This window comes from Mycolicibacterium sp. HS_4_1, assembly GCF_054515875.1.
On the sequence record NZ_CM137261.1, the window covers coordinates 3,534,735 to 3,556,243 of the forward strand.

The following is a 21,509-nucleotide window of genomic DNA, read 5'->3' on the forward strand; positions in this document are numbered from 1 at the left end:
CATTCGCCGATGTCGCTTCGCTCATCGAACGATGATCCCTTCAGCCGCCATCGCATCCTTCACCTGACCGATGGTCAGCTCGCGGAAATGGAACACGCTGGCCGCCAGGACCGCGTCGGCGCCGGCCTGCACTGCCGGTGCGAAGTGGTCGACAGCGCCGGCGCCCCCGCTGGCGATGACCGGCACGCTCACCGCGGCGCGCACCGCCCGCAGCATCGCGAGGTCGAACCCGGCTTTGGTGCCGTCGGCATCCATGGAGTTCAGCAGGATCTCACCGACGCCGAGTTCCGCTCCCCGGACTGCCCATTCGACAGCGTCGATGCCGGTACCGCGGCGACCACCGTGTGTGGTCACCTCCCAGCCGGACGGTGTCGGATCAGATCCTTCGGGCACGGTCCGCGCATCGACCGACAGCACGATGCACTGCGAACCGAACTGACGCGACAGCTCCGACAGGAGTTCGGGCCGGGCGATGGCCGCGGTGTTGACCGAGACCTTGTCGGCACCCGCCCGCAGCAGGGTGTCGACATCCTCGACCGAGCGGACGCCGCCGCCGACGGTCAGCGGGATGAACACCTGCTCGGCGGTGCGCCGCACCACCTCGAGCATGGTCGAGCGGCCTGACGACGAGGCCGTCACGTCCAGGAACGTCAGCTCGTCGGCGCCCTCGGCGTCGTACGCGGCGGCCAGCTCGACGGGATCACCGGCGTCCCTGAGGTTCTCGAAGTTGACGCCCTTGACCACCCGGCCGCCGTCGACGTCCAGGCACGGGATGACACGGGTTGCGAGACTCACAGGTATTCCTCCGGCACGCCAACGGACTTCACGATCTCCAGCATCCTCTCGTGCACGCCGGGAGCGGCGGCCAGCGCCGACTTGGACTCGACGGTCCAGGGCTCGCCGGCGAGGTCGGTGACGATGCCGCCGGCGGCCCGCACCAGCGCCACGCCTGCGGCGTGGTCCCAGATGTGGTGACCGAAACTTATTGCACCACCGAGGATGCCGGCGCCGACGTAGGCCAAATCCAGGCCGGTGGCGCCGTGCATCCGCACCCGCGAGCACTCCCGGGTCAGGCCCGACAGCACCGCGTTGCGCCACCGCCCGGGGAACCGGCCCTTCGACTCGATGTTGAAGGTCTGGATGCCGATGATCGAGTCGGCCAGCGTGGACGAAGCCAACGGCGGCAACACCGAGTCCCCGTCGCGGACAGGGCCATCCACCGTTGCGACATACCGCTGGCCCATGAACGGCAGCCAGGTCAGCCCGGCGACCGGGGTACCCCGCCATAGCAGGCCGAGCAGGATCGCCGCCATGGGCGAACCGGCGGCATAGTTGAACGTGCCGTCGATCGGGTCCAGCACCCACACCAGTTCAGAATCGATGGGCGCACCACCGAATTCCTCACCGTGCACGCCGATCCCGGTCGCCGACGACAGCGCCGCGACCACCTGCCGCTCGATGGCCAAATCGATCTCGGTGGCGAAGTCGTTGCCCTTCTTGCGAACTGCCGCGTCGGCCTGATGCCCGGCGATGAAGGGGGCAACGGCGTCGTCGAGGATGCCGGTCGCTGTCGCGACCAGCTCTGCCAACCTCGCCGGTTCGATCACTTCACCCATCTATCGCACAGCGGCCAATGCCTCGGGCAGCGTGAACCGCTCGGCGTACAAGGCCTTTCCGACGATCGCGCCCTCGACGCCCTGCCCGGTGAGCGTGGCGATGGCCCGCAGGTCGTCCAGGCTCGACACCCCGCCCGACGCGATGATCGGTGCCTTGGTGCGGCCGGCCACGGTGCTCAGCAGCTCCAGGTTCGGTCCGGTCAGCGTGCCGTCCTTGGTGACATCGGTGACGACGTAACGCGAGCAGCCTTCGCTGTCAAGGCGTTCCAGCACCTCCCACAGATCCCCGCCGTCGGTCTCCCAGCCACGGCCACGCAGGCGCCAGCTGCCGTTCTCGAACTGCACGTCCAGGCCGACCGCCACGCGGTCGCCGTACTCGCCGATGGCGCGCCTGCACCACTGCGGGCTCTCCAGCGCGGCGGTGCCGATGTTCACCCGGGCGCAGCCGGTGTCCATGGCCGCCTTGAGTGAGGCGTCATCGCGGATGCCGCCGGAAAGCTCCACCGCCACATCGAGTTTGCCGACCACCTCGGCCAGCAGTTCCCGGTTGCTGCCCCGCCCGAACGCGGCGTCCAGGTCCACCAGGTGCACCCACTCGGCGCCGTCGCGCTGCCAGGTCTGCGCCGCCTCCAGCGCCGAACCGTAATCGGTCTCGCTGCCGGCCTTGCCCTGCACCAGCCGCACCGCCTTGCCGTCGACCACGTCAACGGCCGGCAACAAAATCAAACTCATAGCCCCTCAACCCAATTCGCCAACAGCGTCGCACCTGCGTCGCCGCTCTTCTCCGGATGAAACTGCGTTGCCGACAACGCGCCGTCCTCGACAGCGGCGATGAACGGCACGTGATGCGTGGCCCAGGTGACCTTCGCGTCGGCATGGCCGCCCCACTGCTGGGCGGCGTAGGAATGCACGAAATAGAACCGCGTGTCCGGGCCGAGCCCCTTGAACAGGGTGCTGCCCGCAGCGGCGTCGACGGTATTCCAGCCCATGTGTGGGATCACCGGCGCATCGAGCCGGGTGACCTCGCCGGGCCACTGCCCGCAGCCCTCGGTCTGGACACCGAACTCCACACCCTTCGAGAACAGGATCTGCATTCCGACGCATACGCCGAGCACGGGGTGACCCGCGGCGATACGGTCGGCGATGATCTTCTCCCCGCCGATCGAACGCAGACCCGTCATGCACGCTTCGTAGGCACCGACGCCGGGCACCACGAGTCCGTCCGCAGCCGCGGCAGCCGCCGCGTCAGCGGTCACCTCGACGTCGGCGCCCACCCGCTCGAGTGCACGCTGGGCGGACCGGAGATTGCCCGAACCGTAGTCCAGGACGACGAGCTTCTTTCTCACAGAGTGCCCTTTGTCGAGGGCACCCCGGCCACGCGGGGGTCCGGCTCGACAGCCTGGCGCAGCGCCCGGGCCACGGCCTTGTACTGCGCCTCGGTGATGTGGTGCGGGTCGCGGCCGTACAGCGTCCGCACGTGCAGCGCGATCTTGGCGTTGAAGGCCAGCGACTCGAACACGTGCCGGTTGATCACGGTGTGGTACGGAACCGCGGCACCGGCGATGGTGAAGGACACCATGGACTCCGGTTCGCCGGTGTGCACGAAGTACGGGCGTCCCGAAACGTCAACGGCCGCATGGGCCAGGGTCTCGTCCATGGGGATGAACGCATCACCGAAGCGCCGGATGCCCTTCTTGTCCCCCAAGGCCTCGCCGAGCGCCTGACCGAGAACGATCGCGGTGTCCTCGACGGTGTGGTGGCCCTCGATCTCGACGTCACCCTTGGCGTGCACCGTCAGATCGAAGCTGGCGTGCGTCCCCAGGGAGGTCAGCATGTGGTCAAAGAACGGCACGCCGGTGCTGATGTCGACCTGGCCGGTGCCGTCGAGGTCGATTTCGACCTGGATACTCGACTCTTTGGTGATGCGTTCCACGCGGGCGCGGCGAGTCATGAAACTCCTTGTGGGGCTAGTTCCGATGCGGCGAGCTTGGCGCTGACTTCGAGCAGGGCGTCGTTCTCCGAGGCCAAACCGACGGTGGTGCGCAGGAATCCGGGAATGCCGACATCGCGGATCAGCACGCCGGCGTCCAGGTAGCGCTGCCAGGTGGCCGCGGCGTCGGCGAACTCCCCGAACAGGATGAAGTTGGCATCGCTGGGAATGACCCGGAAACCCATGTCGGACAAGGCAGCTGCCACGCGGTCGCGCTCCGCGGCCAAGGTGGCGACGCTGCTCAGGGTCTCGTCGGCATGCCGCAACGCCGCACGCGCGGCGGCCTGGGTCAGCACCGAGAGGTGGTACGGCAACCGCACCAGCAGCATCGCGTCGATGACCGCGGGGTCGGCCACCAGGTAGCCCAACCGGCCTCCGGCGAAGGCGAAGGCCTTGCTCATGGTACGGCTGATGATCAGCTTGGCCGGGTAGTCGGCCAGCAGTTCGACACCGCTGCGCTGCGACGAGAATTCGCCGTATGCCTCGTCCAGGATCAGCACGCCCGGCGTGACGTCGAGCAATCGCCGCAGGTCGTCGAGCGGCACGCTCTGCCCGGTCGGGTTGTTGGGGCTGGTCACGAACACCACGTCCGGCTGCTGGTCTCGGATCGCCGCGACGGCCACATCCATGTCCAGCCCGAAGTCGGCCGCCCGGGTTGCCGACAGCCACTCGGTCTGGGTGCCGTCGGAGATGATCGGATGCATCGAGTACGACGGCACGAAACCGATGGCGCTGCGGCCCGGACCGCCGAACGCCTGCAGCAGCTGCTGCAGGATTTCATTGGAACCGTTTGCCGCCCAAAGGTTTTCCGCGGTCAACGCGACACCGGTCTGCGCCTGCAGGTACGCGGCCAGGTCGGTGCGCAGTGCCATGGCGTCGCGATCCGGGTAGCGGTGCAGCTCGGCAGCCGCCGCACGCACGGTCGCGGCGACGTCGTCGATCAGCGCCTGCGTCGGCGGGTGCGGGTTCTCGTTGGTGTTGAGCCGCACCGGCACCGCCAATTGCGGTGCGCCGTAGGGCGACTTGCCCCGCAGGTTGTCGCGCAGGGGTAGGTCGGCCAGAGATATTTTGCTGTTCACCGGGCCACTCTGTTCTTCGCGCAAGCGGCTCATCACTGCTCGAACCTCCGGCGCACGGCCTCACCGTGCGCCGGCAGGTTCTCTGCCGTGGCCAACGTGATCACATGACCCGCAACGTCTTTGAGGGCCGCCTCGGTGTAGTCGACGACGTGAATGCCGCGCAGGAACGTCTGGACGGACAGGCCACTGGAGTGCCGTGCGCAGCCGGCGGTCGGCAGCACGTGGTTGGACCCGGCGCAGTAGTCGCCGAGGCTCACCGGCGACCAGGCGCCGACGAAAATCGCCCCGGCGGAACGGATTCGGCCGGCGACCTGTGCGGCGTCGGCTGTCTGGATCTCGAGGTGCTCGGCGGCGTAGGCGTTGACCACCCGCACACCGACGTCGAGATCGTCGACCAGCACGACGGCCGACTGCTTGCCGTTCAGCGCGACCGTCACGCGCTCGCGGTGCAGCGTGGTGGCGACCTGCGCGGCCACCTCGACGTCGGTGGCGTCGGCCAGCTTCTCACTGGTGGTGACCAGTACGCTGGCGGCCATCTCGTCGTGCTCGGCCTGGCTGATCAGATCGGCGGCGATGTGCACCGGGCTGGCCGAGTCGTCGGCCAGGATCGCGATCTCCGTCGGGCCGGCCTCGGCATCGATGCCCACCTGGGAGCGGCAGATGCGCTTGGCCGCGGTGACGAAGATGTTGCCCGGCCCCGTGATCATGTCGACCGGTGCCAGCTCTTCACCCGTGGTGTCCACGCCGCCGTAGGCCAGCAACGCGATGCCCTGGGCGCCGCCGACGGCCCACACCTCGTCGACCCCGAGTAGCGCGGCGGCCGCCAGGATGGTCGGGTGCGGCAGACCACCGTGGTCCTTCTGCGGCGGGCTGGCGATCACCAGAGAGTCGACGCCGGCAGTCTGGGCCGGCACGACGTTCATCACGACACTCGACGGGTAGACGGCGTTGCCGCCCGGCACGTACAGCCCGACGCGCTCGACCGGGACCCAGCGTTCGGTGACGGTCGCCCCCGGCGCGAGGGTCGTGACGGTGTCGGTGCGACGCTGGTCGGCGTGCACGGCGCGGGTCCGCTCGATGGCAACCTCGAGCGCCACCCGCACGTCGGCGGGCAACCGGGTCAGCGCAGCGTCCAGCTCGGCTTGGGGGACGCGCACGGCGGCCGGCCGCACGCCGTCGAAGGACTCTCCGTATTCGAGGGCCGCCACCGCGCCGCGTTCGACCACCGCGTCGACGATCGGGCGCACCTTGGGCAGCACCGAATCGACGTCGACACCGCCCCGGGGCAGCACCGCTCGCAACTGCGCCGCGGACAGCTGCTGACCTCGCAAATCGATACGCGCGAGCTTCACTGCAGTGTTCACCCCACTATTCTCCCAGAGCAGGCCAAATCGAATTCGGAGGCGTCAATGTCAAGCCGTCAGGAACACCCCAACAACGCGGCCGGTGTGCCGATGATCTTCCCGGTGTGGTTGGAAAACTTCCAGATCAAGTACATCAACCCGGCGTTGCGCCCACTGTCCAAGAAGCTCCCCGGTTTCTCGGTCATCAAGCACCGCGGCCGCACGTCGGGCAAGGAATTCGAGACCATCGTCACGTCGTACCGCAAGGGCGACGTGCTGGCGGTCGCCCTGGCCCACGGCAAGACCAACTGGGTCAAGAACGTGCTGGCCGCCGGCGAAGCCGACATCCACGTGTCGCGGAAAGACCTGCACCTGGTCAACCCGCGGGTACTGCCGGCAGGCACCGTCGATCCGTCGCTGCCGCGCATCGCACAGATGGCGGCCAAGCGCACCGGCGTCTTCGTCGCCGACATCGCCCACTGACAACGATGGCCACGCTGGAACCCAGCGTGGCCATCGTTACCTCGGCGACTACTTGCAGATGTCGTCGACCTGCTTGCTGTCGGCGCCGGCGTCGTCCAGGCGCACCTTCTGCTGCGGATCGTCGGTCTGCGCGCCCGACGTCGCCGCAGCCCCGATGTCCAGCAGCGTGTTCGCGTACTTCCGCGCGGCCGTCGCAAGGTCGGCCGGGGCGGCCGGATCGATCCGGTTCAACAGGTACTGGCCACCGGTGATCAGCGCCAGGCGCGCGTTGGCCGCCACGGCCAGCGCGCCCGTGGTGTCCTGCGGCCCGCCGGGAGGCGTCAGGTTGGTGTTGATCGCAATGCCCTTGCTGACGGTCTTCATGGCGTCACACACGGCGATCTTGGCGGCGTCCTGCTCCGCCTGCGTGTACGTCTTGTCCTGGTGCTTCACCTCGTACAAGGCGTAACCCCCGATAGCGGCAGCGATCAGGCCGATGACCACGGCGGCGATCGCGATGATCTGCGTGACGGACACCGATCCGCCACCCGACGCCGACGTCGCGCCGGAGTCCTTGGCCGCCTTGCTCAGCGTGGTGGTCTTGTCTTCGGACTTCTCGTCTTCTGGCATGACCGTGATAGTAGCGGCCGAGCTACGTATCGAGTCCGACGTCGAGGACCCGCACCGAATGTGTCAGGGCGCCGACGGCGAGGTAGTCCACCCCGGTCGCGGCATAGGCCGCGGCCGAGTCCAGGCTCAGACCGCCCGACGATTCCAGCTTGGTGCCGGGCGCGCGGGCATCGCGGCGCTGCACCGCGATCTGCGTCTGCCAGACCGGGAAGTTGTCCAGCAAGACCAATTCGACGTTTTCACCGAGGATTTCGTCGAGCTGCTCTAGCGAATCCACCTCGACCTCGCACGGGAGATCCGGCGCCACCGCACGCACCGCCTGCAGGGCCGCGAGCACCGACCCCGCGGCCGCGACATGGTTGTCCTTGATCAGCGCGGCATCGCCGAGCCCCAGCCGGTGGTTCACGCCGCCACCGACCCGCACGGCGTACTTCTGCAGTAACCGCAGTCCCGGCAAGGTCTTTCGGGTATCTCGGATGGCCGCGTCCGTTCCGGACACCTCGTGCACCCAACGGGCCGTCTCCGACGCGATACCCGACAGGTGGCAGACGATGTTGAGCATGGTGCGTTCGGCCGTCAGCAGGGCCCGCGTCGGCGCCTCGACGGTCAGCACCGCGTCGCCGGGTTTGACCTCCGCGCCGTCCTCGGCCCGGTCCCTGATCTGGTAGGCGCCCACGCCGATCACCTTGTCCAGCACCAGAACCGCGATGTCCAGGCCGGCGATGACACCCGCCTGCCGCGGCACCATCGACGCGACGGTGGTGGCGTCGGCGGGCACCGTCGCCACCGAGGTGACGTCCGGGCCGTAACGCAGGTCTTCGTCGAGCGCGCGATCGATGACCGCGCGCGCGTCCGCCAATTCCGCTGCACTGAGCGACATCAGAACCTTCTCTTCCTCGAACGGATGCACTGCGCACTCCCGCTGATCCTCGCGCGAGCGCTCATCACACGCCCACTGCTACCGGCGTCGCCGCTACGGCACAGCCGTTGCCGTCCAGCCGAATATCGATGGATACCCCGAACGCCGAATCCCGGTCCGGCCGGTCGCTGCGGTGGTGGCAGCCGCGGGATTCGGCCCGCGCCGCCGCGGCCGCCGCGACCGCCGCCGCCGTCACCGTCAGTGCCGCATCCTCGACGGCGGTCCGGTCCGTCATGGCCTTGCCACGCGCCCCGGCCAACAATTCGCCCAGGTGTCCCAGCCCCGCGGCATCGCGCACGACGGATGCGTAACGCGTCATGCCCTGTTGAAGCGCATCCCGATCCACTGCGGGCCGCGTGCCCAAATCCGGTTCCGGGACGCGGTTTCCGCCGGCGGCGCGGGCCTGCTCGGCCGCCGCGCGACCGGCCCGGCCACCGACGACCAGTCCCTCCAACAAGCTGTTGGAGGCCAGGCGGTTGCCGCCGTGCATACCGGTGCGTCCGACCTCGCCGGCCGCGAACAGGCCCGCCATCTCGGTGCGCCCGTGCACGTCGGTGGCCACACCGCCGCAGCTGTAGTGGGCGCCGGGTACCACCGGAATCGGTTGACGCGCAAGGTCGATACCGGCGGCCAGGCATGCGGCCGTGACGGTCGGGAACCGGGCGGCGACATCGGGGACACCGCGGGCGTCGAGGTAGACGTAGTCGTCGCCGGTGGCGGACAGCCGCGCATCGATGGCCGCCGCCACGATGTCGCGCGGCGCCAGGTCGCCCATCGGGTGCACGCCGTCGGTGACCGGGTCGCCGCGGCGGTCACGCAGGATCGCCCCTTCGCCGCGCAGCGCTTCGGTGATCAACGGGCAACGACCACCGGCCGCGCCGGTGTACAGCATGGTGGGGTGGAACTGGATGAACTCGATGTCGCGGACCGCTAGTCCGGCGCGCAGCGCGAGGGCGATGCCGTCGCCGGTGGACCCGTCGGGGTTGGTGGTCGCGGTGTACAGCTGACCCAGCCCGCCGGTCGCCAGGATCACCGACGGCGCCGTCAGCACCCCGGGTCCCTCAGGGCTCAGGACCAGCAGTCCGCTGACCACGCCGTCGTGGTGCAGCACCTGCAGCGCAACATGATTGGGCCGGATGTCCAGCGTCTGCGTCGCGGCCGCCAGCGCCCGTTGCACCTCGGCGCCGGTGGCGTCGCCGCCGGCGTGGATGATGCGGCGGCGGCTGTGCCCGCCCTCGCGGGTCAGCGACCAGTCCCCCGGACTCACTTCATCGAAAGCCGCACCGGCACCGACCAATTCGCGTACCGCGGCATAACCGTCGGCGACGATCGAGGTGACCGCCTCGACGTCGCACAGACCGGCGCCGGCCGCGACCGTGTCGGCGACGTGCGCCTGCACCGAGTCATCGGTGTCGGGGATGACGACCGCGATGCCACCCTGTGCGTACGCGGTGGCTGTCTCACCGGACTTGCCGACGACCACGACGCGGCTGCCAGCCAGTTGCGCCGCGCGGGCGGCGGCCAGACCGGCGACGCCCGTGCCGACGACGATGACGTCGGCACGTTGGCGCCAATAGCCGCGTCCGCCGCACGCGGCCAGCCTCCCGGGCGTGGAGGCCCTCATCACTATTCCCCGCCGCCGGGCTGCCCGATCCCGATCATGCGCTGCACGCTCAACCGAGCTGCGGCTGCGACGTCCTCGTCGACGTGAACTTCATCGGCACCGTCGCGCAGGCAGCGCAGCAGCGCGGCCGGCGTGATCATCTTCATGTAGGGGCAGGAGGCCCGATCATTGACGGCCAGGAATTCGATTTCGGGTGCGGCACGGCGCAACTGGTGCAGCATGCCGATCTCGGTGGCGACCAGCACCTGCTTGGCCTGGGTATCCCGGGCGGCGTCGAGCATGCCGCCGGTGGACAGGATCTTCACCCGGTCGTCGGGCACGGCGCCCTCGCCCGCCAGGTACAGAGCCGATGTCGCACAACCACATTCGGGGTGCACGAACAGTTCGGCGTCGGGGTGCGAGCGGGCCTGGTCGGCGAGCTCGTCACCGTTGATGCCGGCATGCACGTGACACTCCCCGGCCCAGATGTGCAGGTTGTCCCGTCCGGTCATGCGGCGCACGTGCGCACCGAGGAACTGGTCGGGGCAGAACAGCACGGTCTTGTCCGCGGGGATCGAGGCGACCACCTCGACAGCGTTGGACGACGTGCAGCAGATGTCGGTGAGTGCTTTGACGGCCGCGGTGGTGTTCACGTAGGACACCACCACCGCGTCCGGGTAGTCGGCCTTCCAGGCCCGCAGGTCGTCCGCGGTAATCGAATCGGCCAGCGAGCAGCCCGCCCGCTGGTCCGGGATCAGGACGGTCTTGGCCGGTGACAGGATCTTCGCGGTCTCGGCCATGAAGTGCACACCGCAGAACACGATGGTGTCCTCGGCGGCGTCGGCCGCGATCCGGGACAACGCCAGCGAGTCGCCCACGTGGTCGGCGATGTCCTGAATCTCGGGCAACTGGTAGTTGTGCGCGAGGATCGTGGCATTGCGCTCTTTTGCCAGGCGGCGCACCTCGTCCGCCCACTGCGCGTCGGCGACTACGTCGCCGAACCCGCCTGACTCCGTCGCACGGTCCAGAACCGTCATGGCCGTCTCCTTTGAACCTGGCCAGGTTTTCGACTTATGATCGAAAACATGCCACATACTAGCACTGCGCATGAAGTGCTCGCCGTCGTGTTTCAGGTGCGCGCCCTCGCCAGCAAAAAGCCGCAGCTCAGCGTGCTGCTATGGGAACGTGCCATGGAACCGCAGCGCGGCGCGTGGTCCCTACCCGGCGGCCAGCTGCGACACGACGAAGACATGACGAGTTCAGTCCGCCGTCAACTTGCCGAGAAGGTCGACCTGCGCCAACTGACCCACCTCGAGCAACTCGCGGTCTTCTCCGATCCCAGACGCGTGCCCGGACCGCGCACCATCGCCTCGACCTTCCTCGGCCTGGTACCCTCCCCCGCCACACCCGAACTGCCGGCCGACACGCGCTGGCATCCGGTGTCGGCGCTGCCCCCCACGGCCTTCGACCACGGCCCGATGATCGCCCACGCCCACGCCCGGCTGGTCGCCAAGATGTCCTACACCAACATCGGATTCGCCTTGGCGCCAAAAGAATTCACGCTCACCACGCTGCGCGACATCTACGCCGCCACGCTGGGCCACCAGGTGGATCCAACCAACCTGCAGCGCGTGCTGGCCCGACGCGGCGTCATCACCCCGACCGGCACGACCGCGCGTTCCGGACGCAGCGGCGGCCGGCCGGCCGCGCTGTACCGGTTCACCGACTCGACATATCGCGTCACCGACGAGTTCGCCGCGCTACGCCCACCTAGTTAACCTACGCACCGTGACGTAGATCACTTTATGGCCACATTTCGCGAGCCGGAATTGGTTTTTAAGGGTTCCTTAAGACATGATTTGCCGATGACCATGGGCAATGCAGCCAGGGCGTTCGACGCCGAGTGGATCGGCCAGCCGTACCACGAGGAGCTGCAGTCCGGCATCCGCCCCCTGCGACCCAGCGACGACGCGTTCTACATGCCGCCCGTCGGCTTCGAGCTCACCACGCCCGGTACCGTCCTGCGGTCCCGTGACGTCGAGCTCGGGTTCATGGGCGTCATCCCCCAGGGCGTCACCGCCACGCAGCTGCTGTACCGCAGCACCGACCTGGGCGGCGCACCGCAGGCGGCGGTGACCACCGTGCTGCTGCCCGTCGACCACAACCCGGACAGTCGTTGTCCCATCGTGTCGTACCAGTGCGCCATCGACGCGGTCTCCGACGCCTGTTTCCCGTCCTACGCCCTGCGGCATCGTGCCCGGGCCCTCGGCTCGGTGGCGCAGCTCGAATACATGCTCATCGCCGCGGTCCTCGCCCAGGGCTGGGCCGTGTCCGTCCCCGACCACGAAGGCACCGACGGCATCTGGGGCGCCCCGCACCAGCCTGGCTACCACATCCTCGACGGCCTGCGCGCCGCCATCAACACCGAATCACTCGGCTTGTACGCCGATGCACCGATCGGTCTGTGGGGCTACTCGGGCGGCGGTCTCGCCAGCTCCTGGGCCGCTGAGGAATACGCAGGCTACGCACCTGAGCTCAACGTCGTCGGCGCCGCCCTCGGCTCGCCGGTTGCCAACCTAGGCAACGTGTTCCACCAGCTGAACGGCACCGCCAAAGCCGGCCTACCGGCCACCGTCATCGCGGCGCTCATGCATATCTACCCGGGCCTGAACCGCGTCATCCACGAGCATGCCACCGAGGCCGGCAAAGCGATGCTGCGCAACATCAAGGGCATGACGACCGTCGAGGCCGTCGTCCGGCACGCCGGACTCGACATGGGCAGCCTGCTGAAGAAGCCGCTGCATGAAGTGCTCGACACTCCCGAGGTGCAGCACGTCTTCGAGAGCATCAAGCTGGGCAAGACCGCGCCGACGCCGCCGCTGCTGGTGATGCAGGCCGTGTACGACCAGATCATCGCGGTCGGCAACATCGACGAGCTGACCGACACCTACGTCATGGGCGGCTCGCACGTGACCTACCACCGGGACATCCTCAGCGAGCACATCGCCCTGCACCCGCTGGCCGCACCGATGGCACTGAGCTGGCTGGCCGACCGGTTCGCCGGTAAGCCGTTGGGCCCCACCGTGCGTACGTCGTGGCCGGTCCTGCTGAACCCGGCGACCTACCTCGGCTTGATCAAGCTCGGTGTGGTCAGCACGAAGGTGCTGCTGGGACTTCCTATTGGGCGTCGGTAGCCGCAACCGCATCGGCGGTCGGTAGCACCACACCCGGCGGCGTCGGCGCCACCGGCGGCCAGGCACCCAGATCGTCGCGCTTGGTCGCCAGCGTGCAGAAGAGGTACACCAGCGCGGCGACGCCGGCAGGGAAGAACAGCGTCGTCGCGACAACCCACGGCGAGTGGCCGAAGAACACCGGCGCCGCCTCGACGAGGTAGCCCACCCGATGCTCGGGAGACAACGCCGTGGCCGCAAGGTCCGGCGTCCCGTAGCGCCAATGAGCGACGACGGCACCGACACCGGTGAGGGCTCCGGCCGCGGCTACATTGCCGAGCGCCAGTGCGCCGGCCAGGACCGGCCCGCGATGCGCCCGCCATTGCCACACCAGCGTGGCGGCCACCACGGCGATCACCGTCAGCAGGCCAACCGCCAGCGCACCGCCGAGGAACACCCGGTCCGCCTCGTCACCGAAGTACCCGTGAATGCGCTGCCCCTTCTTCGTCAACGCCACGACAGCGTCGACGGGCGGCGCCAGAAACGCCCACAGCACCCCACCGAGTGCGCCGGTCAGTGTCAACCCGACGACGACCCGCAGCGCGGCCGCGCGATGCGAAAGCTTCGGCGGCTGCACCGTTTCGGCACTCTGGACGCCTTCGGTCACCTTTGGGTCTCCAGGTCCTTCGAGTCCACCACCCCGTGCCGTGAGCACTTGGCCCACCACCCGTCGGGGCGCACCTGCACCACCATGCGTCGGCCGCATTCGGCGCAGAACCGGGGCGCCTCCAGACCGAGCTGGGCCGTGGTCGGCATGACGGCGCCGTCGACGGCATCAGCCGCGACACCGGTGTACACGTTGAACTTGCCGGCACTGACCGGTGCGGGCAATTCGCGGGTCATCACAGCGTGGCGTTGAGGGCCTTGATCGGCATCTGCAGATCGTCCAGCAGTTCCAGGTCGGACTCGGCCGGGCGGCCCAGCGTCGTCAGGTAGTTGCCGACGATGACGGCGTTGATACCGCCCAGGATGCCCTGCTTGGCGCCCAGGTCGCCGAGCGTGATCTCACGGCCACCGGCGAAGCGCAGCATGGTGCGCGGCATGGCCAAGCGGAACGCGGCGACGGCGCGCAGCGCGTCAGCGGCCGGCAGCACCTCCAGGTCACCGAACGGCGTGCCCGGGCGCGGGTTCAGGAAGTTCAGCGGCACCTCGTGCGGGTTCAGCTCGGCCAGGTTGGCGGCGAACTCGGCGCGCTGCTCCAGCGTCTCACCCATGCCGAGGATGCCGCCGCAGCAGACCTCCATGCCGGCCTCGCGCACCATCTCGAGCGTCTTCCATCGCTCTTCCCAGGTGTGGGTCGTGACGACGTTCGGGAAGTACGACTTCGAGGTCTCCAGGTTGTGGTTGTAGCGGTGCACGCCCATGGCCTTGAGTCGGTCAACCTGCTCCTGATCGAGCATGCCCAGCGAGCACGCGATCTGGATGTCGACCTCGTTGCGGATGGCCTCGATGCCGGCGGCCACCTGGGCCAGCAGACGCTCGTCGGGCCCGCGCACCGCCGCCACGATGCAGAATTCGGTGGCGCCGGTCTTGGCGGTCTGCTTCGCGGCCTCGACCAGGCTCGGGACGTCCAGCCACGCGCTGCGCACCGGGGAGGCGAAAAGACCGGACTGCGAACAGAAATGGCAGTCCTCGGGGCAACCGCCGGTCTTCAGGCTGATGATGCCCTCGACCTCGACCTCGGGACCGCACCACTTCATGCGCACCTCGTGCGCGAGGGCCAGCAGGTCTTCCAGCCGGTCGTCGGGCAGCTGCAGAACTTCGAGCACCTGCTCCTGGCTCAGGCCTTCGCCGCGCTCGAGCACCTGCTCGCGGGCAACACCCAGTACATCGGTCGCGGCCTGAGTCATCGGCACTCCTCACTCCAGGCCGACTGCGGCCTACAACTTGAACGGTGTTTAGGATACAGACGTGCAACTGCACCGAAGCGACGTGGTGGCCAAGGCCGCCGAAATCCTGGACAACTACGGGATCGCCGACCTGACCATGCGCAGGCTGGCGCGTGAACTGAGCGTCAGCCCAGGCGCGCTGTACTGGCATTTCTCCGACAAGCAGGAGCTCCTGGGCGCGGTCGCCGACCGCCTGCTGGCGGCCGCGACCCCCCTCCCGGTCAGCGGACCGGTGAGCGGCCAGTGGCCCGACCGCATCGTGGCGCTGTGCTCGGCACTGCGCGACGCCCTGCTGTCCGCCACCGACGGCGCCGAGCTGGTCTCGGCCAGTTTCTCCGCCGGACGGTCGGCTGAGCTGAGCCGCATCGTGGCGGCCCTGGCCGCGGCCTGTGCCGAGTCCGGGCTCACCGCCGACGACGCCGGCCTCGCCGCGCGCACCATCGTGTACTACGTGCTGGGCTTCACCGCCGACGAACAGTCCCGCCTCCAGTGGGACGCGGCCGGGGCGACCGTGGCCGACGGCGACTCGGTGTGGTCCGAAAACGCCGGTGGCCGTTTCACTTTCGGTCTGAATCTGCTGATCGACGGGCTGGCGGCACACGCCGATGAGCGGGCGCAATGGTTGACGCCCTCCGAGCCCGGTAGACCGTCCACGTCAACGAAAAGTTCCTGAGTGCAGTCACCTTGGCGATCCGCCCGTGGTTATTGCACTCAGGGACGCCTGACGGTCTCGAGAAGTACCTGGCTTCAACCACGACAGGTGCGAGTGCCTCGAAATTGAAGCCAGGTATCAGACTCAGCTCAAATCGATCTGAGTCTCCGTGCGGGCGTTGCCGTTCCACAGCCGCAGTCCACGAGCGGTCGCACTGATCTCTGCCGGCCTGCCGGCGATGCCTAGTGCCCTGGCAAGCCGGTCCGGCGGGACCCGACGCGCCAGGGTGACGTGCGGCGTCCAGTCACCGGGATTGGTGTGCGGCATGGGGCCCGGCCGCAGATGCGGTGCGCTGAGCCGGCAGACCCCGGCATGGAGGTCCAGTAGCTCGCCACTGGGTACCACGAGCCGCGCCAGGATTCCGGCAGTGCGGCCGAACACCAGCGTGGTACCGAGGCGGGCCCGGAACGGGAACCTCCCGGCGAGACCAGCCAGCGCCGGTAGCACCGCGTCGTCGATGTGTTGGGCGACGCACAGGGTGGCGTGTGGACGTGCGGCGGGCGGCTGAGCAGCGATCCCCGCGTCCCGTAGGTCATCCCACAGCGACCGGATCACGGCCTCGGTGTCGAGGTCGAACAGCAGCTCGACCGAGTGCACCATGTCAGCCGACCAGGCTCGAAACCCATTGCGGAGCAAATGCTTTCGCACTCACGGCAGCGAAATCCTCGGGCGACGAGCGGCCGGCTCCGGCGGGCAGCACCGCACGCACCGGGGCAATGTCGTCCAGCGCGTCCCGATTGGACGCCTCCGCGAGCCCCGGCTCCTGCGGCCAGCTGCCGATCACCAATCCGGCGCACGCGATGCCGTGGGCGGCAAGCGATTCGACGGTCAGGCCCGTGTGGTTGAGGGTGCCCAGGCCCGGCGCGACGACGACCAGGACCGGCGCCCCGAGCTCGATAGCCAGGTCACGCAACGTCGTGCCGTCGGAGCCGAGCTGGACGAGCAGTCCCCCGGCGCCCTCCACCAGCGTCAGCTGACGGGGCCGGTCCACGTTCTTGATCAGCGCGATCAGTTCGTCGCGGGACGGCAGGGGCATGCCGGCCAGTGCGGCCGCCGCGACGGGCGCCAGCGGCTCGGGGTAGCGCCACCCCGGGACCAGCGAGGTGACCCCGGCCAGGCGTCCCACCTCGGCCAGGTCGTCGTCACCGTGGCCGGCGGCCGGAGAGATTCCGGTCTGCACCGCCTTGCACACCGCGACGTCGATGCCGGCCTGTCGAGCAGCGCACGCCAGGGCCGCGGTGGCGATGGTCTTGCCGACGCCGGTGTCGGTACCAGCGACGAACAGGACCGTCACGACTGCACCAGCGCGAGCACCTCGCCGAGCACCCGACCGGCCAAATCCAGTTCGGTGTCATCGAGGGAGGCGCGCGCGGTCAGCCGCAGCCGCGAGGTGCCGGCGGGCACGGTCGGAGGCCGGAAGCAGCCGACCCGGACCCCACGGTCCAGACAGGCCGACGCCGCGGCCAGCGCGACCTCGGGGTCACCGAGGATCACCGAGACGACGGCGGAGTCAGGGGTACCGACGGCGCCGCCGAACCGGGCCAGCGTCGCGGCGTGGGTCAGCACGGCCTGCGCTCGCCACGGCTCGGCCACGAGAACCTGCAGCGCCGCCCGCGCGGCGCCGACAGCAGCCGGAGCCAGGCCGGTGTCGAAGATGAAGGTGCGGGCGGCGTCGATCAGGTGGGCCCGCACCGCGGCTGGGCCGAGAACCGCACCACCCTGGCTGCCGAGTGACTTCGACAGCGTCGTCGTCACCACGATGTCGGGTTCTCCGGCCAGGCCGACCTCGTGGACCAGGCCGCGCCCGCCGGTACCGCGCACGCCCAGGCCGTGGGCCTCGTCGACGATGAGCAGCGCACCGTGCCGGCGACAGACCTCGTGCAGGGCGCGCAGCGGGGCCAGTGCACCGTCGGTGGAGAACACCGAATCGGTGATCACCACGGCGCGCTCCTCCGAACGGCTGACCAGCGCGGTCTCCACGGCGCCGACGTCGTTGTGCGGGGACACCACCACCCGCGCCCGGGACAGTCGGCAGGCGTCCACCAGCGAGGCGTGGCTGTACGCGTCGGACACGATGAGCGAGCCCGGCCCGGACAGCGCCGCCACCGCACCGATGTTGGCGGTGTAACCGGAGGAGAACACCAGCGCCGACTCGGCGCCCATGAAGCCGGCCAGCTCGGCCTCGAAGTCCTCGTGCAGCTCGGTGTTTCCGGTCACCAACCGGGAGCCGCCGGAGCCAGCACCCCAGGTGTGCAGCGCCGTCACGCCGCCCTCGATGACGTCGGGATGCTGAGACAGACCCAGGTAATCGTTGGAGGCGAGGTCCAGCTCGGTGGCGACCGCGGGGCGGACCCGTAGCGAGCGGCGCAGGCCCGCGGCCCGGCGCTTGCGTTCGACCTCGGCGAGCCAGGCCAGCGGCGAGTGATCAGTCATCGGCGCGCTCCTGACTCAAGTGCAATTGAACGGTGTTCAGGTTAGCGCACGGGCCACGGCGACCACACCAGAGGTGATCCGGTCGATCTCCTCGGGCGTGCAGATGAAGGGCGGCATGACGTACACCAGCTTGCCGAAGGGCCGCAGCCACAGCCCGTGCTCGATCGCGGTGACCGTGGCGAGCGCCATGTTCACCGGTTCGCGCATCTCGACGACTCCGATGGCACCCAGCACGCGCACGTCGGCGACCGAGGGCAACTCCGCCGCCGGCGCCAGGCCACGCCGCAGCCCGTCCGAGATGGCAGCCACCTGCGCCTTCCAATCCCCGCTCAACAGCAACTCGACCGCTGCCACCGATACCGCGCACGCCAGCGCGTTGGCCATGAACGTCGGCCCATGCATGAGAGCCCCTGGCTCGCCGGAGCTGATCACCCGCGCGATCTCGGCGGTGCACAGCGTCGCCGCCAGCGTCACGTAGCCACCCGTCAGCGCCTTGCCGACGCACATGATGTCGGGGCTGACGCCCGCGTGGTCCGCCGCGAACAGCTCACCGGTGCGTCCGAAACCGGTCGCGATCTCGTCGAAGATCAGCAACACGTCGTGCCGGGTACAGATGTCGCGCAGCGCCGTCAGGTAGCGCGGGTCGTGGAACCGCATGCCGCCGGCGCCCTGGACCACCGGCTCGACGATGACCGCCGCGAGTTCGTCGACGTGCGACGCCAGCTGGGCCTCGAAGGCCTCGACATACGCCGGGTCGTACTCCGTGGGTACCCGCGGCGCGAAGATCTGCGGCATCAGGACATCGGTCCAGATCGAGTGCATGCCGCCCTCGGGGTCGCAGACGCTCATCGGGGTGAAGGTGTCGCCGTGGTAGCCGCCGCGCCACGTCATCAGCTTGTGCCGGCCGGGACGGCCGAGGCTGCGCTGGTACTGCAGCGCCATCTTCGCGGCGACCTCGACGGAGACCGAACCCGAATCCGAGAAGAACACGGTGTCCAGACCGGCCGGGGTGATCTCCACCAGCAGCTGCGCCAGCCGGGCCGCGGGCTCGTGCGTCAGCCCACCGAACATGACGTGATTCATCTTGCTCAGTTGCCGGGTGATCGCGGCGTCGAGCACCGGATGCCCGTGGCCGTGCACCGCCGTCCACCACGAGCTCATCGCGTCGATGACCTGGACCGGCCGGCCCTCGTGAATGAGCGTCAACATGATGCCGTGCGCCTCGGTGGCAACCACCGCCGGCAACGCTCCGGCACCGATGGTGCTGTACGGGTGCCAGATGTGGGCGGTGTCGATCGCCGAGATTTCGGCAGGGTTCAGCGCTGGCACGATGACCGAGCCTAATCGCCCGCCGAGCACGTCGACACCGGCGTACTCGGCCGGCGGGCGACTCGCCGCTACATGAACCAGCCCTGGATCTTGGGTAGATTGGCATCCGACCATGACGACTCTTGCAGCACCGCGGCCGGCGTCGCAGCCCGGGTCGGGCAACGCCGCGCACGTCTCCGACGGCGGTGCAGACACCGCTGCGGGCAACGCGCCGAGTGCGTTCTACCGCCACGACCTGGACGGTCTGCGCGGTATCGCCATCGCCATGGTCGCGGCCTTTCACGTCTGGTACGGCCGGGTTTCCGGCGGTGTCGACGTCTTCCTGGCGCTGTCCGGCTTCTTCTTCGGTGGCAAACTCCTCCGGATCGCGCTGACGCCGCAAGCGCCGCTGTCCCCCGGTCCGCAGCTGCGCCGCCTGGTCCGCCGTCTGCTCCCCGCCCTGATCGTCGTGCTGGCCGCGGGCGCGGTGCTGACCATCCTGATTCAGCCCCAGACGCGCTGGGAGACGTTCGCCGACCAGAGCCTGGCGAGCCTCGGCTACTACCAGAATTGGGAGCTCGCCGAGACCGCGTCGAACTATCTGCGAGCCGGCGAATCCGTCAGCCCGCTGCAGCACCTCTGGTCGATGTCGGTGCAGGGCCAGTTCTACGTCACGTTCCTGGTGCTGATCTTCGGCTTCGCGTATCTGTTCCGGCGCAGGCTCGGTGACCGGCTGCGGCCCGCATTCATCGCGCTGCTCAGTGTGCTGACCGTGGTGTCGTTCGGGTACGCGATCGTCGCGCACCAAGCCGACCAGGTCAGTGCCTACTACGACAGCTTCGCCCGCGCCTGGGAGCTGCTACTGGGTGCTCTCGTCGGCGCGCTGGTGCCGTCCGTCCGTTGGCCGATGTGGCTGCGCAACACCGTGTCGGTGGTCGCGCTGGCGGCGATCCTGTCATGCGGCGCCCTGATCGACGGCGTGCGGGAGTTCCCCGGACCGTGGGCGCTGGTTCCGGTCGGCGCGACCATGCTTTTCATCCTCAGCGCCGCGAACCACACCGAGCGGCTGCCCGCGCCGAACCGGCTGCTGGCCACCGGACCGTTCCTGTCTCTCGGCGCCATGTCGTATTCGCTGTACCTCTGGCACTGGCCGCTGCTGATCTTCTGGCTGGCCTACAGCGGCCACAGCCGGGCTCACTTCGTCGACGGCACGGCCGTGCTGGCGGTCTCCGGGATGCTGGCCTGGCTGACCACCCGCTACGTGGAGAACCCGTTGCGCCGGCCGTCGGCGTCGGCCGGTGCTGCCGGCTGGGGCCGGATGCGGCGGCCCACCGCGCTGCTGGCGACAGTCGTCGCCCTGATGGGCGTGACATTGACCGCCACGGCGTTCACCTGGCGCGAGCACATGAACACCGCACGCGCCAACGGCAAGGAACTCGCCACGCTGTCGCCCGTCGACTACCCGGGTGCGCGCGCCTTGCTGCACCACGCCAGGGTGCCCAAGCTCCCGTTCCGCCCGACCGTGCTCGAAGCCCATGACGACGTGCCGGCGACAACCGCTGAGGGCTGTATCGCCGATTTCGATGACCTGTCCATCCGCAACTGCACCTACGGCGACACGAAGGCGCCCCGCACCATCGCGCTGGCCGGCGGCTCGCACGCCGAACACTGGATCACCGCACTGGACCTCCTCGGCAAGCGGTACCACTTCAAAGTGGTGACTTATCTGAAGATGGGTTGTCCGCTGTCGACAGAGCCCAATCCGCTGGTGATGGGCGACAACCGGCCGTACCCGAAGTGCTACGAGTGGAACGAGCTGGTCATGCCGAAGCTCGTGACCGATCACCCGAGCTTCGTGTTCACCACTTCCACGCGGCCCTGGAACATCAAGCCCGGTGACGTGATGCCGGGCACCTACATCGGCATCTGGCAGCGGCTGTCCGACGCGAACATCCCGATTCTGGCCATGCGCGACACCCCCTGGCTGGTGCGGGACGGTAAGCCCTTCTTCCCGGCCGACTGCCTTGCCAGCGGCGGCAATTCGACGTCCTGCGGTATCGCCCGCTCCGAGGTACTGTCCGACCACAACCCGACCCTCGATTTCGTCGCGCAGTTCCCACTGCTGAAACCGCTCGACATGAGTGACGCGGTGTGCCGACCCGACAACTGCCGCGCTGTGGAGGGAAATGTATTGCTGTACCACGACTCTCATCACCTGTCCGCCACCTACATGCGCACCATGACCGCCGAACTCGGCCGCCAGGTCGGGGCTGCCACCGGCTGGTGGTGAGCTGC

The 21,509-nt window shown here is 68.9% G+C and carries 23 protein-coding genes; 5 read left to right on the forward strand and 18 right to left on the reverse strand.

Annotated features, from left to right (window positions below):
• Positions 1 to 21: 21 nt before the first annotated feature.
• The 7 genes from hisF to hisD are packed head-to-tail and all read right to left on the reverse strand — an operon-like array spanning position 22 to position 6,049.
• The gene (gene hisF / locus ACX12F_RS16920) at positions 22 to 795 is read right to left on the reverse strand and encodes an imidazole glycerol phosphate synthase subunit HisF (RefSeq protein WP_459365683.1); all 774 of its coding nucleotides are present in this window, start codon (positions 793 to 795) and stop codon (positions 22 to 24) included.
• Entirely contained in the window at positions 792 to 1,616 is an 825-nt protein-coding gene (locus ACX12F_RS16925) for an inositol monophosphatase family protein (RefSeq protein WP_459365684.1), read from the reverse strand. Before ACX12F_RS16925 ends, hisF begins: the two co-directional genes overlap by 4 nt.
• Entirely contained in the window at positions 1,617 to 2,348 is a 732-nt protein-coding gene (priA, locus tag ACX12F_RS16930; RefSeq protein WP_459365685.1) for a bifunctional 1-(5-phosphoribosyl)-5-((5-phosphoribosylamino)methylideneamino)imidazole-4-carboxamide isomerase/phosphoribosylanthranilate isomerase PriA, read from the reverse strand.
• Entirely contained in the window at positions 2,345 to 2,962 is a 618-nt protein-coding gene (hisH, locus tag ACX12F_RS16935) for an imidazole glycerol phosphate synthase subunit HisH (protein ID WP_459365686.1), read from the reverse strand. Before hisH ends, priA begins: the two co-directional genes overlap by 4 nt.
• Positions 2,959 to 3,567, reverse strand: coding sequence for an imidazoleglycerol-phosphate dehydratase HisB (gene hisB, locus ACX12F_RS16940; RefSeq protein WP_459365687.1), 609 nt, complete (start codon positions 3,565 to 3,567; stop codon positions 2,959 to 2,961). The genes hisH and hisB overlap by 4 nt, the downstream gene beginning before the upstream one ends.
• Entirely contained in the window at positions 3,564 to 4,718 is a 1,155-nt protein-coding gene (locus ACX12F_RS16945; protein WP_459365688.1) for a histidinol-phosphate transaminase, read from the reverse strand. The genes hisB and ACX12F_RS16945 overlap by 4 nt, the downstream gene beginning before the upstream one ends.
• Positions 4,718 to 6,049, reverse strand: coding sequence for a histidinol dehydrogenase (gene hisD, locus ACX12F_RS16950; RefSeq protein ID WP_459365689.1), 1,332 nt, complete (start codon positions 6,047 to 6,049; stop codon positions 4,718 to 4,720). Before hisD ends, ACX12F_RS16945 begins: the two co-directional genes overlap by 1 nt.
• A gap of 45 nt (positions 6,050 to 6,094) precedes the next feature.
• Here hisD and ACX12F_RS16955 point away from each other — a divergent pair, with 45 nt between their 5' ends.
• Positions 6,095 to 6,511, forward strand: coding sequence for a nitroreductase family deazaflavin-dependent oxidoreductase (locus tag ACX12F_RS16955; RefSeq protein WP_138231152.1), 417 nt, complete (start codon positions 6,095 to 6,097; stop codon positions 6,509 to 6,511).
• 48 nt (positions 6,512 to 6,559) lie between these two features.
• On the opposite strand, the gene ACX12F_RS16960 is transcribed toward ACX12F_RS16955, so the two are convergent.
• From ACX12F_RS16960 to nadA, 4 genes are all read right to left on the reverse strand, one after another.
• Entirely contained in the window at positions 6,560 to 7,120 is a 561-nt protein-coding gene (locus ACX12F_RS16960) for a flagellar basal body-associated FliL family protein (RefSeq protein WP_459365690.1), read from the reverse strand.
• Positions 7,121 to 7,142: 22 nt separating this feature from the next.
• Positions 7,143 to 8,000: a carboxylating nicotinate-nucleotide diphosphorylase gene (gene nadC, locus ACX12F_RS16965; protein ID WP_459365691.1), complete on the reverse strand. Its 858-nt coding sequence runs from the start codon at positions 7,998 to 8,000 to the stop codon at positions 7,143 to 7,145.
• Between the two features lie 64 nt (positions 8,001 to 8,064).
• Positions 8,065 to 9,663 (reverse strand): L-aspartate oxidase, encoded by a 1,599-nt coding sequence (locus tag ACX12F_RS16970; protein ID WP_459365692.1) that lies wholly within the window; start codon positions 9,661 to 9,663, stop codon positions 8,065 to 8,067.
• Positions 9,664 to 9,665: 2 nt separating this feature from the next.
• Positions 9,666 to 10,679 (reverse strand): quinolinate synthase NadA, encoded by a 1,014-nt coding sequence (gene nadA / locus ACX12F_RS16975; RefSeq protein ID WP_459365693.1) that lies wholly within the window; start codon positions 10,677 to 10,679, stop codon positions 9,666 to 9,668.
• Positions 10,680 to 10,727: 48 nt separating this feature from the next.
• Between nadA and ACX12F_RS16980 the strand changes: the two genes are divergently transcribed.
• Both ACX12F_RS16980 and ACX12F_RS16985 read left to right on the forward strand, forming a co-directional pair.
• The gene (locus ACX12F_RS16980; protein WP_459365694.1) at positions 10,728 to 11,420 is read left to right on the forward strand and encodes an NUDIX hydrolase; all 693 of its coding nucleotides are present in this window, start codon (positions 10,728 to 10,730) and stop codon (positions 11,418 to 11,420) included.
• Positions 11,421 to 11,507: 87 nt separating this feature from the next.
• The gene (locus tag ACX12F_RS16985) at positions 11,508 to 12,836 is read left to right on the forward strand and encodes a lipase family protein (RefSeq protein ID WP_459365695.1); all 1,329 of its coding nucleotides are present in this window, start codon (positions 11,508 to 11,510) and stop codon (positions 12,834 to 12,836) included.
• Here the strand turns inward: ACX12F_RS16985 and ACX12F_RS16990 are convergent.
• From ACX12F_RS16990 to bioB, 3 genes are read right to left on the reverse strand one after another with little or no spacing between them, the layout of a single operon-like run.
• On the reverse strand, positions 12,820 to 13,479 hold the full coding sequence (locus ACX12F_RS16990; RefSeq protein WP_459365696.1) for a DUF2567 domain-containing protein: 660 nt from the start codon (positions 13,477 to 13,479) through the stop codon (positions 12,820 to 12,822). The two genes, ACX12F_RS16985 and ACX12F_RS16990, sit on opposite strands and share 17 nt — an antisense overlap.
• Complete coding sequence (gene bsaP / locus ACX12F_RS16995; protein WP_043398517.1) at positions 13,476 to 13,715, reverse strand: biotin synthase auxiliary protein BsaP; 240 nt, start codon at positions 13,713 to 13,715, stop codon at positions 13,476 to 13,478. The genes ACX12F_RS16990 and bsaP overlap by 4 nt, the downstream gene beginning before the upstream one ends.
• The gene (gene bioB / locus ACX12F_RS17000; RefSeq protein ID WP_020103207.1) at positions 13,715 to 14,722 is read right to left on the reverse strand and encodes a biotin synthase BioB; all 1,008 of its coding nucleotides are present in this window, start codon (positions 14,720 to 14,722) and stop codon (positions 13,715 to 13,717) included. Before bioB ends, bsaP begins: the two co-directional genes overlap by 1 nt.
• Before the next feature lie 61 nt (positions 14,723 to 14,783).
• Here bioB and ACX12F_RS17005 point away from each other — a divergent pair, with 61 nt between their 5' ends.
• The gene (locus tag ACX12F_RS17005; protein WP_459365697.1) at positions 14,784 to 15,434 is read left to right on the forward strand and encodes a TetR/AcrR family transcriptional regulator; all 651 of its coding nucleotides are present in this window, start codon (positions 14,784 to 14,786) and stop codon (positions 15,432 to 15,434) included.
• Between the two features lie 123 nt (positions 15,435 to 15,557).
• Here ACX12F_RS17005 and ACX12F_RS17010 read toward each other — a convergent pair whose 3' ends face one another.
• From ACX12F_RS17010 to ACX12F_RS17025, 4 genes are read right to left on the reverse strand one after another with little or no spacing between them, the layout of a single operon-like run.
• On the reverse strand, positions 15,558 to 16,073 hold the full coding sequence (locus ACX12F_RS17010; RefSeq protein ID WP_459365698.1) for a 2'-5' RNA ligase family protein: 516 nt from the start codon (positions 16,071 to 16,073) through the stop codon (positions 15,558 to 15,560).
• A gap of 1 nt (position 16,074) precedes the next feature.
• The gene (gene bioD / locus ACX12F_RS17015) at positions 16,075 to 16,767 is read right to left on the reverse strand and encodes a dethiobiotin synthase (protein ID WP_459365699.1); all 693 of its coding nucleotides are present in this window, start codon (positions 16,765 to 16,767) and stop codon (positions 16,075 to 16,077) included.
• The gene (locus ACX12F_RS17020) at positions 16,764 to 17,906 is read right to left on the reverse strand and encodes an 8-amino-7-oxononanoate synthase (RefSeq protein ID WP_459365700.1); all 1,143 of its coding nucleotides are present in this window, start codon (positions 17,904 to 17,906) and stop codon (positions 16,764 to 16,766) included. Before ACX12F_RS17020 ends, bioD begins: the two co-directional genes overlap by 4 nt.
• A 36-nt stretch (positions 17,907 to 17,942) precedes the next feature.
• Complete coding sequence (locus ACX12F_RS17025; RefSeq protein ID WP_459365701.1) at positions 17,943 to 19,235, reverse strand: adenosylmethionine--8-amino-7-oxononanoate transaminase; 1,293 nt, start codon at positions 19,233 to 19,235, stop codon at positions 17,943 to 17,945.
• A gap of 112 nt (positions 19,236 to 19,347) precedes the next feature.
• On the opposite strand from ACX12F_RS17025, the gene ACX12F_RS17030 reads away from it, so the two are divergent.
• The gene (locus ACX12F_RS17030; RefSeq protein WP_459365702.1) at positions 19,348 to 21,504 is read left to right on the forward strand and encodes an acetyltransferase SucT; all 2,157 of its coding nucleotides are present in this window, start codon (positions 19,348 to 19,350) and stop codon (positions 21,502 to 21,504) included.
• The last annotated feature ends 5 nt before the right edge of the window (positions 21,505 to 21,509 follow it).

Excerpts from the sequence above, each read along its gene's own strand:
- ACX12F_RS16925 (WP_459365684.1), bottom strand. The coding sequence starts at position 1,616 with ATGGGTGAAGTGATCGAACCGGCGAGGTTGGCAGAGCTGGTCGCGACA.
- priA (WP_459365685.1), bottom strand. The coding sequence starts at position 2,348 with ATGAGTTTGATTTTGTTGCCGGCCGTTGACGTGGTCGACGGCAAGGCG.
- hisB (WP_459365687.1), bottom strand. The coding sequence starts at position 3,567 with ATGACTCGCCGCGCCCGCGTGGAACGCATCACCAAAGAGTCGAGTATC.
- ACX12F_RS16945 (WP_459365688.1), bottom strand. The coding sequence starts at position 4,718 with ATGAGCCGCTTGCGCGAAGAACAGAGTGGCCCGGTGAACAGCAAAATA.
- ACX12F_RS16955 (WP_138231152.1), top strand. The coding sequence starts at position 6,095 with ATGTCAAGCCGTCAGGAACACCCCAACAACGCGGCCGGTGTGCCGATG.
- ACX12F_RS16960 (WP_459365690.1), bottom strand. The coding sequence starts at position 7,120 with ATGCCAGAAGACGAGAAGTCCGAAGACAAGACCACCACGCTGAGCAAG.
- nadC (WP_459365691.1), bottom strand. The coding sequence starts at position 8,000 with ATGTCGCTCAGTGCAGCGGAATTGGCGGACGCGCGCGCGGTCATCGAT.
- ACX12F_RS16970 (WP_459365692.1), bottom strand. The coding sequence starts at position 9,663 with ATGAGGGCCTCCACGCCCGGGAGGCTGGCCGCGTGCGGCGGACGCGGC.
- nadA (WP_459365693.1), bottom strand. The coding sequence starts at position 10,679 with ATGACGGTTCTGGACCGTGCGACGGAGTCAGGCGGGTTCGGCGACGTA.
- ACX12F_RS16980 (WP_459365694.1), top strand. The coding sequence starts at position 10,728 with ATGCCACATACTAGCACTGCGCATGAAGTGCTCGCCGTCGTGTTTCAG.
- ACX12F_RS16985 (WP_459365695.1), top strand. The coding sequence starts at position 11,508 with ATGACCATGGGCAATGCAGCCAGGGCGTTCGACGCCGAGTGGATCGGC.
- bsaP (WP_043398517.1), bottom strand. The coding sequence starts at position 13,715 with ATGACCCGCGAATTGCCCGCACCGGTCAGTGCCGGCAAGTTCAACGTG.
- bioB (WP_020103207.1), bottom strand. The coding sequence starts at position 14,722 with ATGACTCAGGCCGCGACCGATGTACTGGGTGTTGCCCGCGAGCAGGTG.
- ACX12F_RS17010 (WP_459365698.1), bottom strand. The coding sequence starts at position 16,073 with ATGGTGCACTCGGTCGAGCTGCTGTTCGACCTCGACACCGAGGCCGTG.
- ACX12F_RS17020 (WP_459365700.1), bottom strand. The coding sequence starts at position 17,906 with ATGACTGATCACTCGCCGCTGGCCTGGCTCGCCGAGGTCGAACGCAAG.
- ACX12F_RS17030 (WP_459365702.1), top strand. The coding sequence starts at position 19,348 with ATGACGACTCTTGCAGCACCGCGGCCGGCGTCGCAGCCCGGGTCGGGC.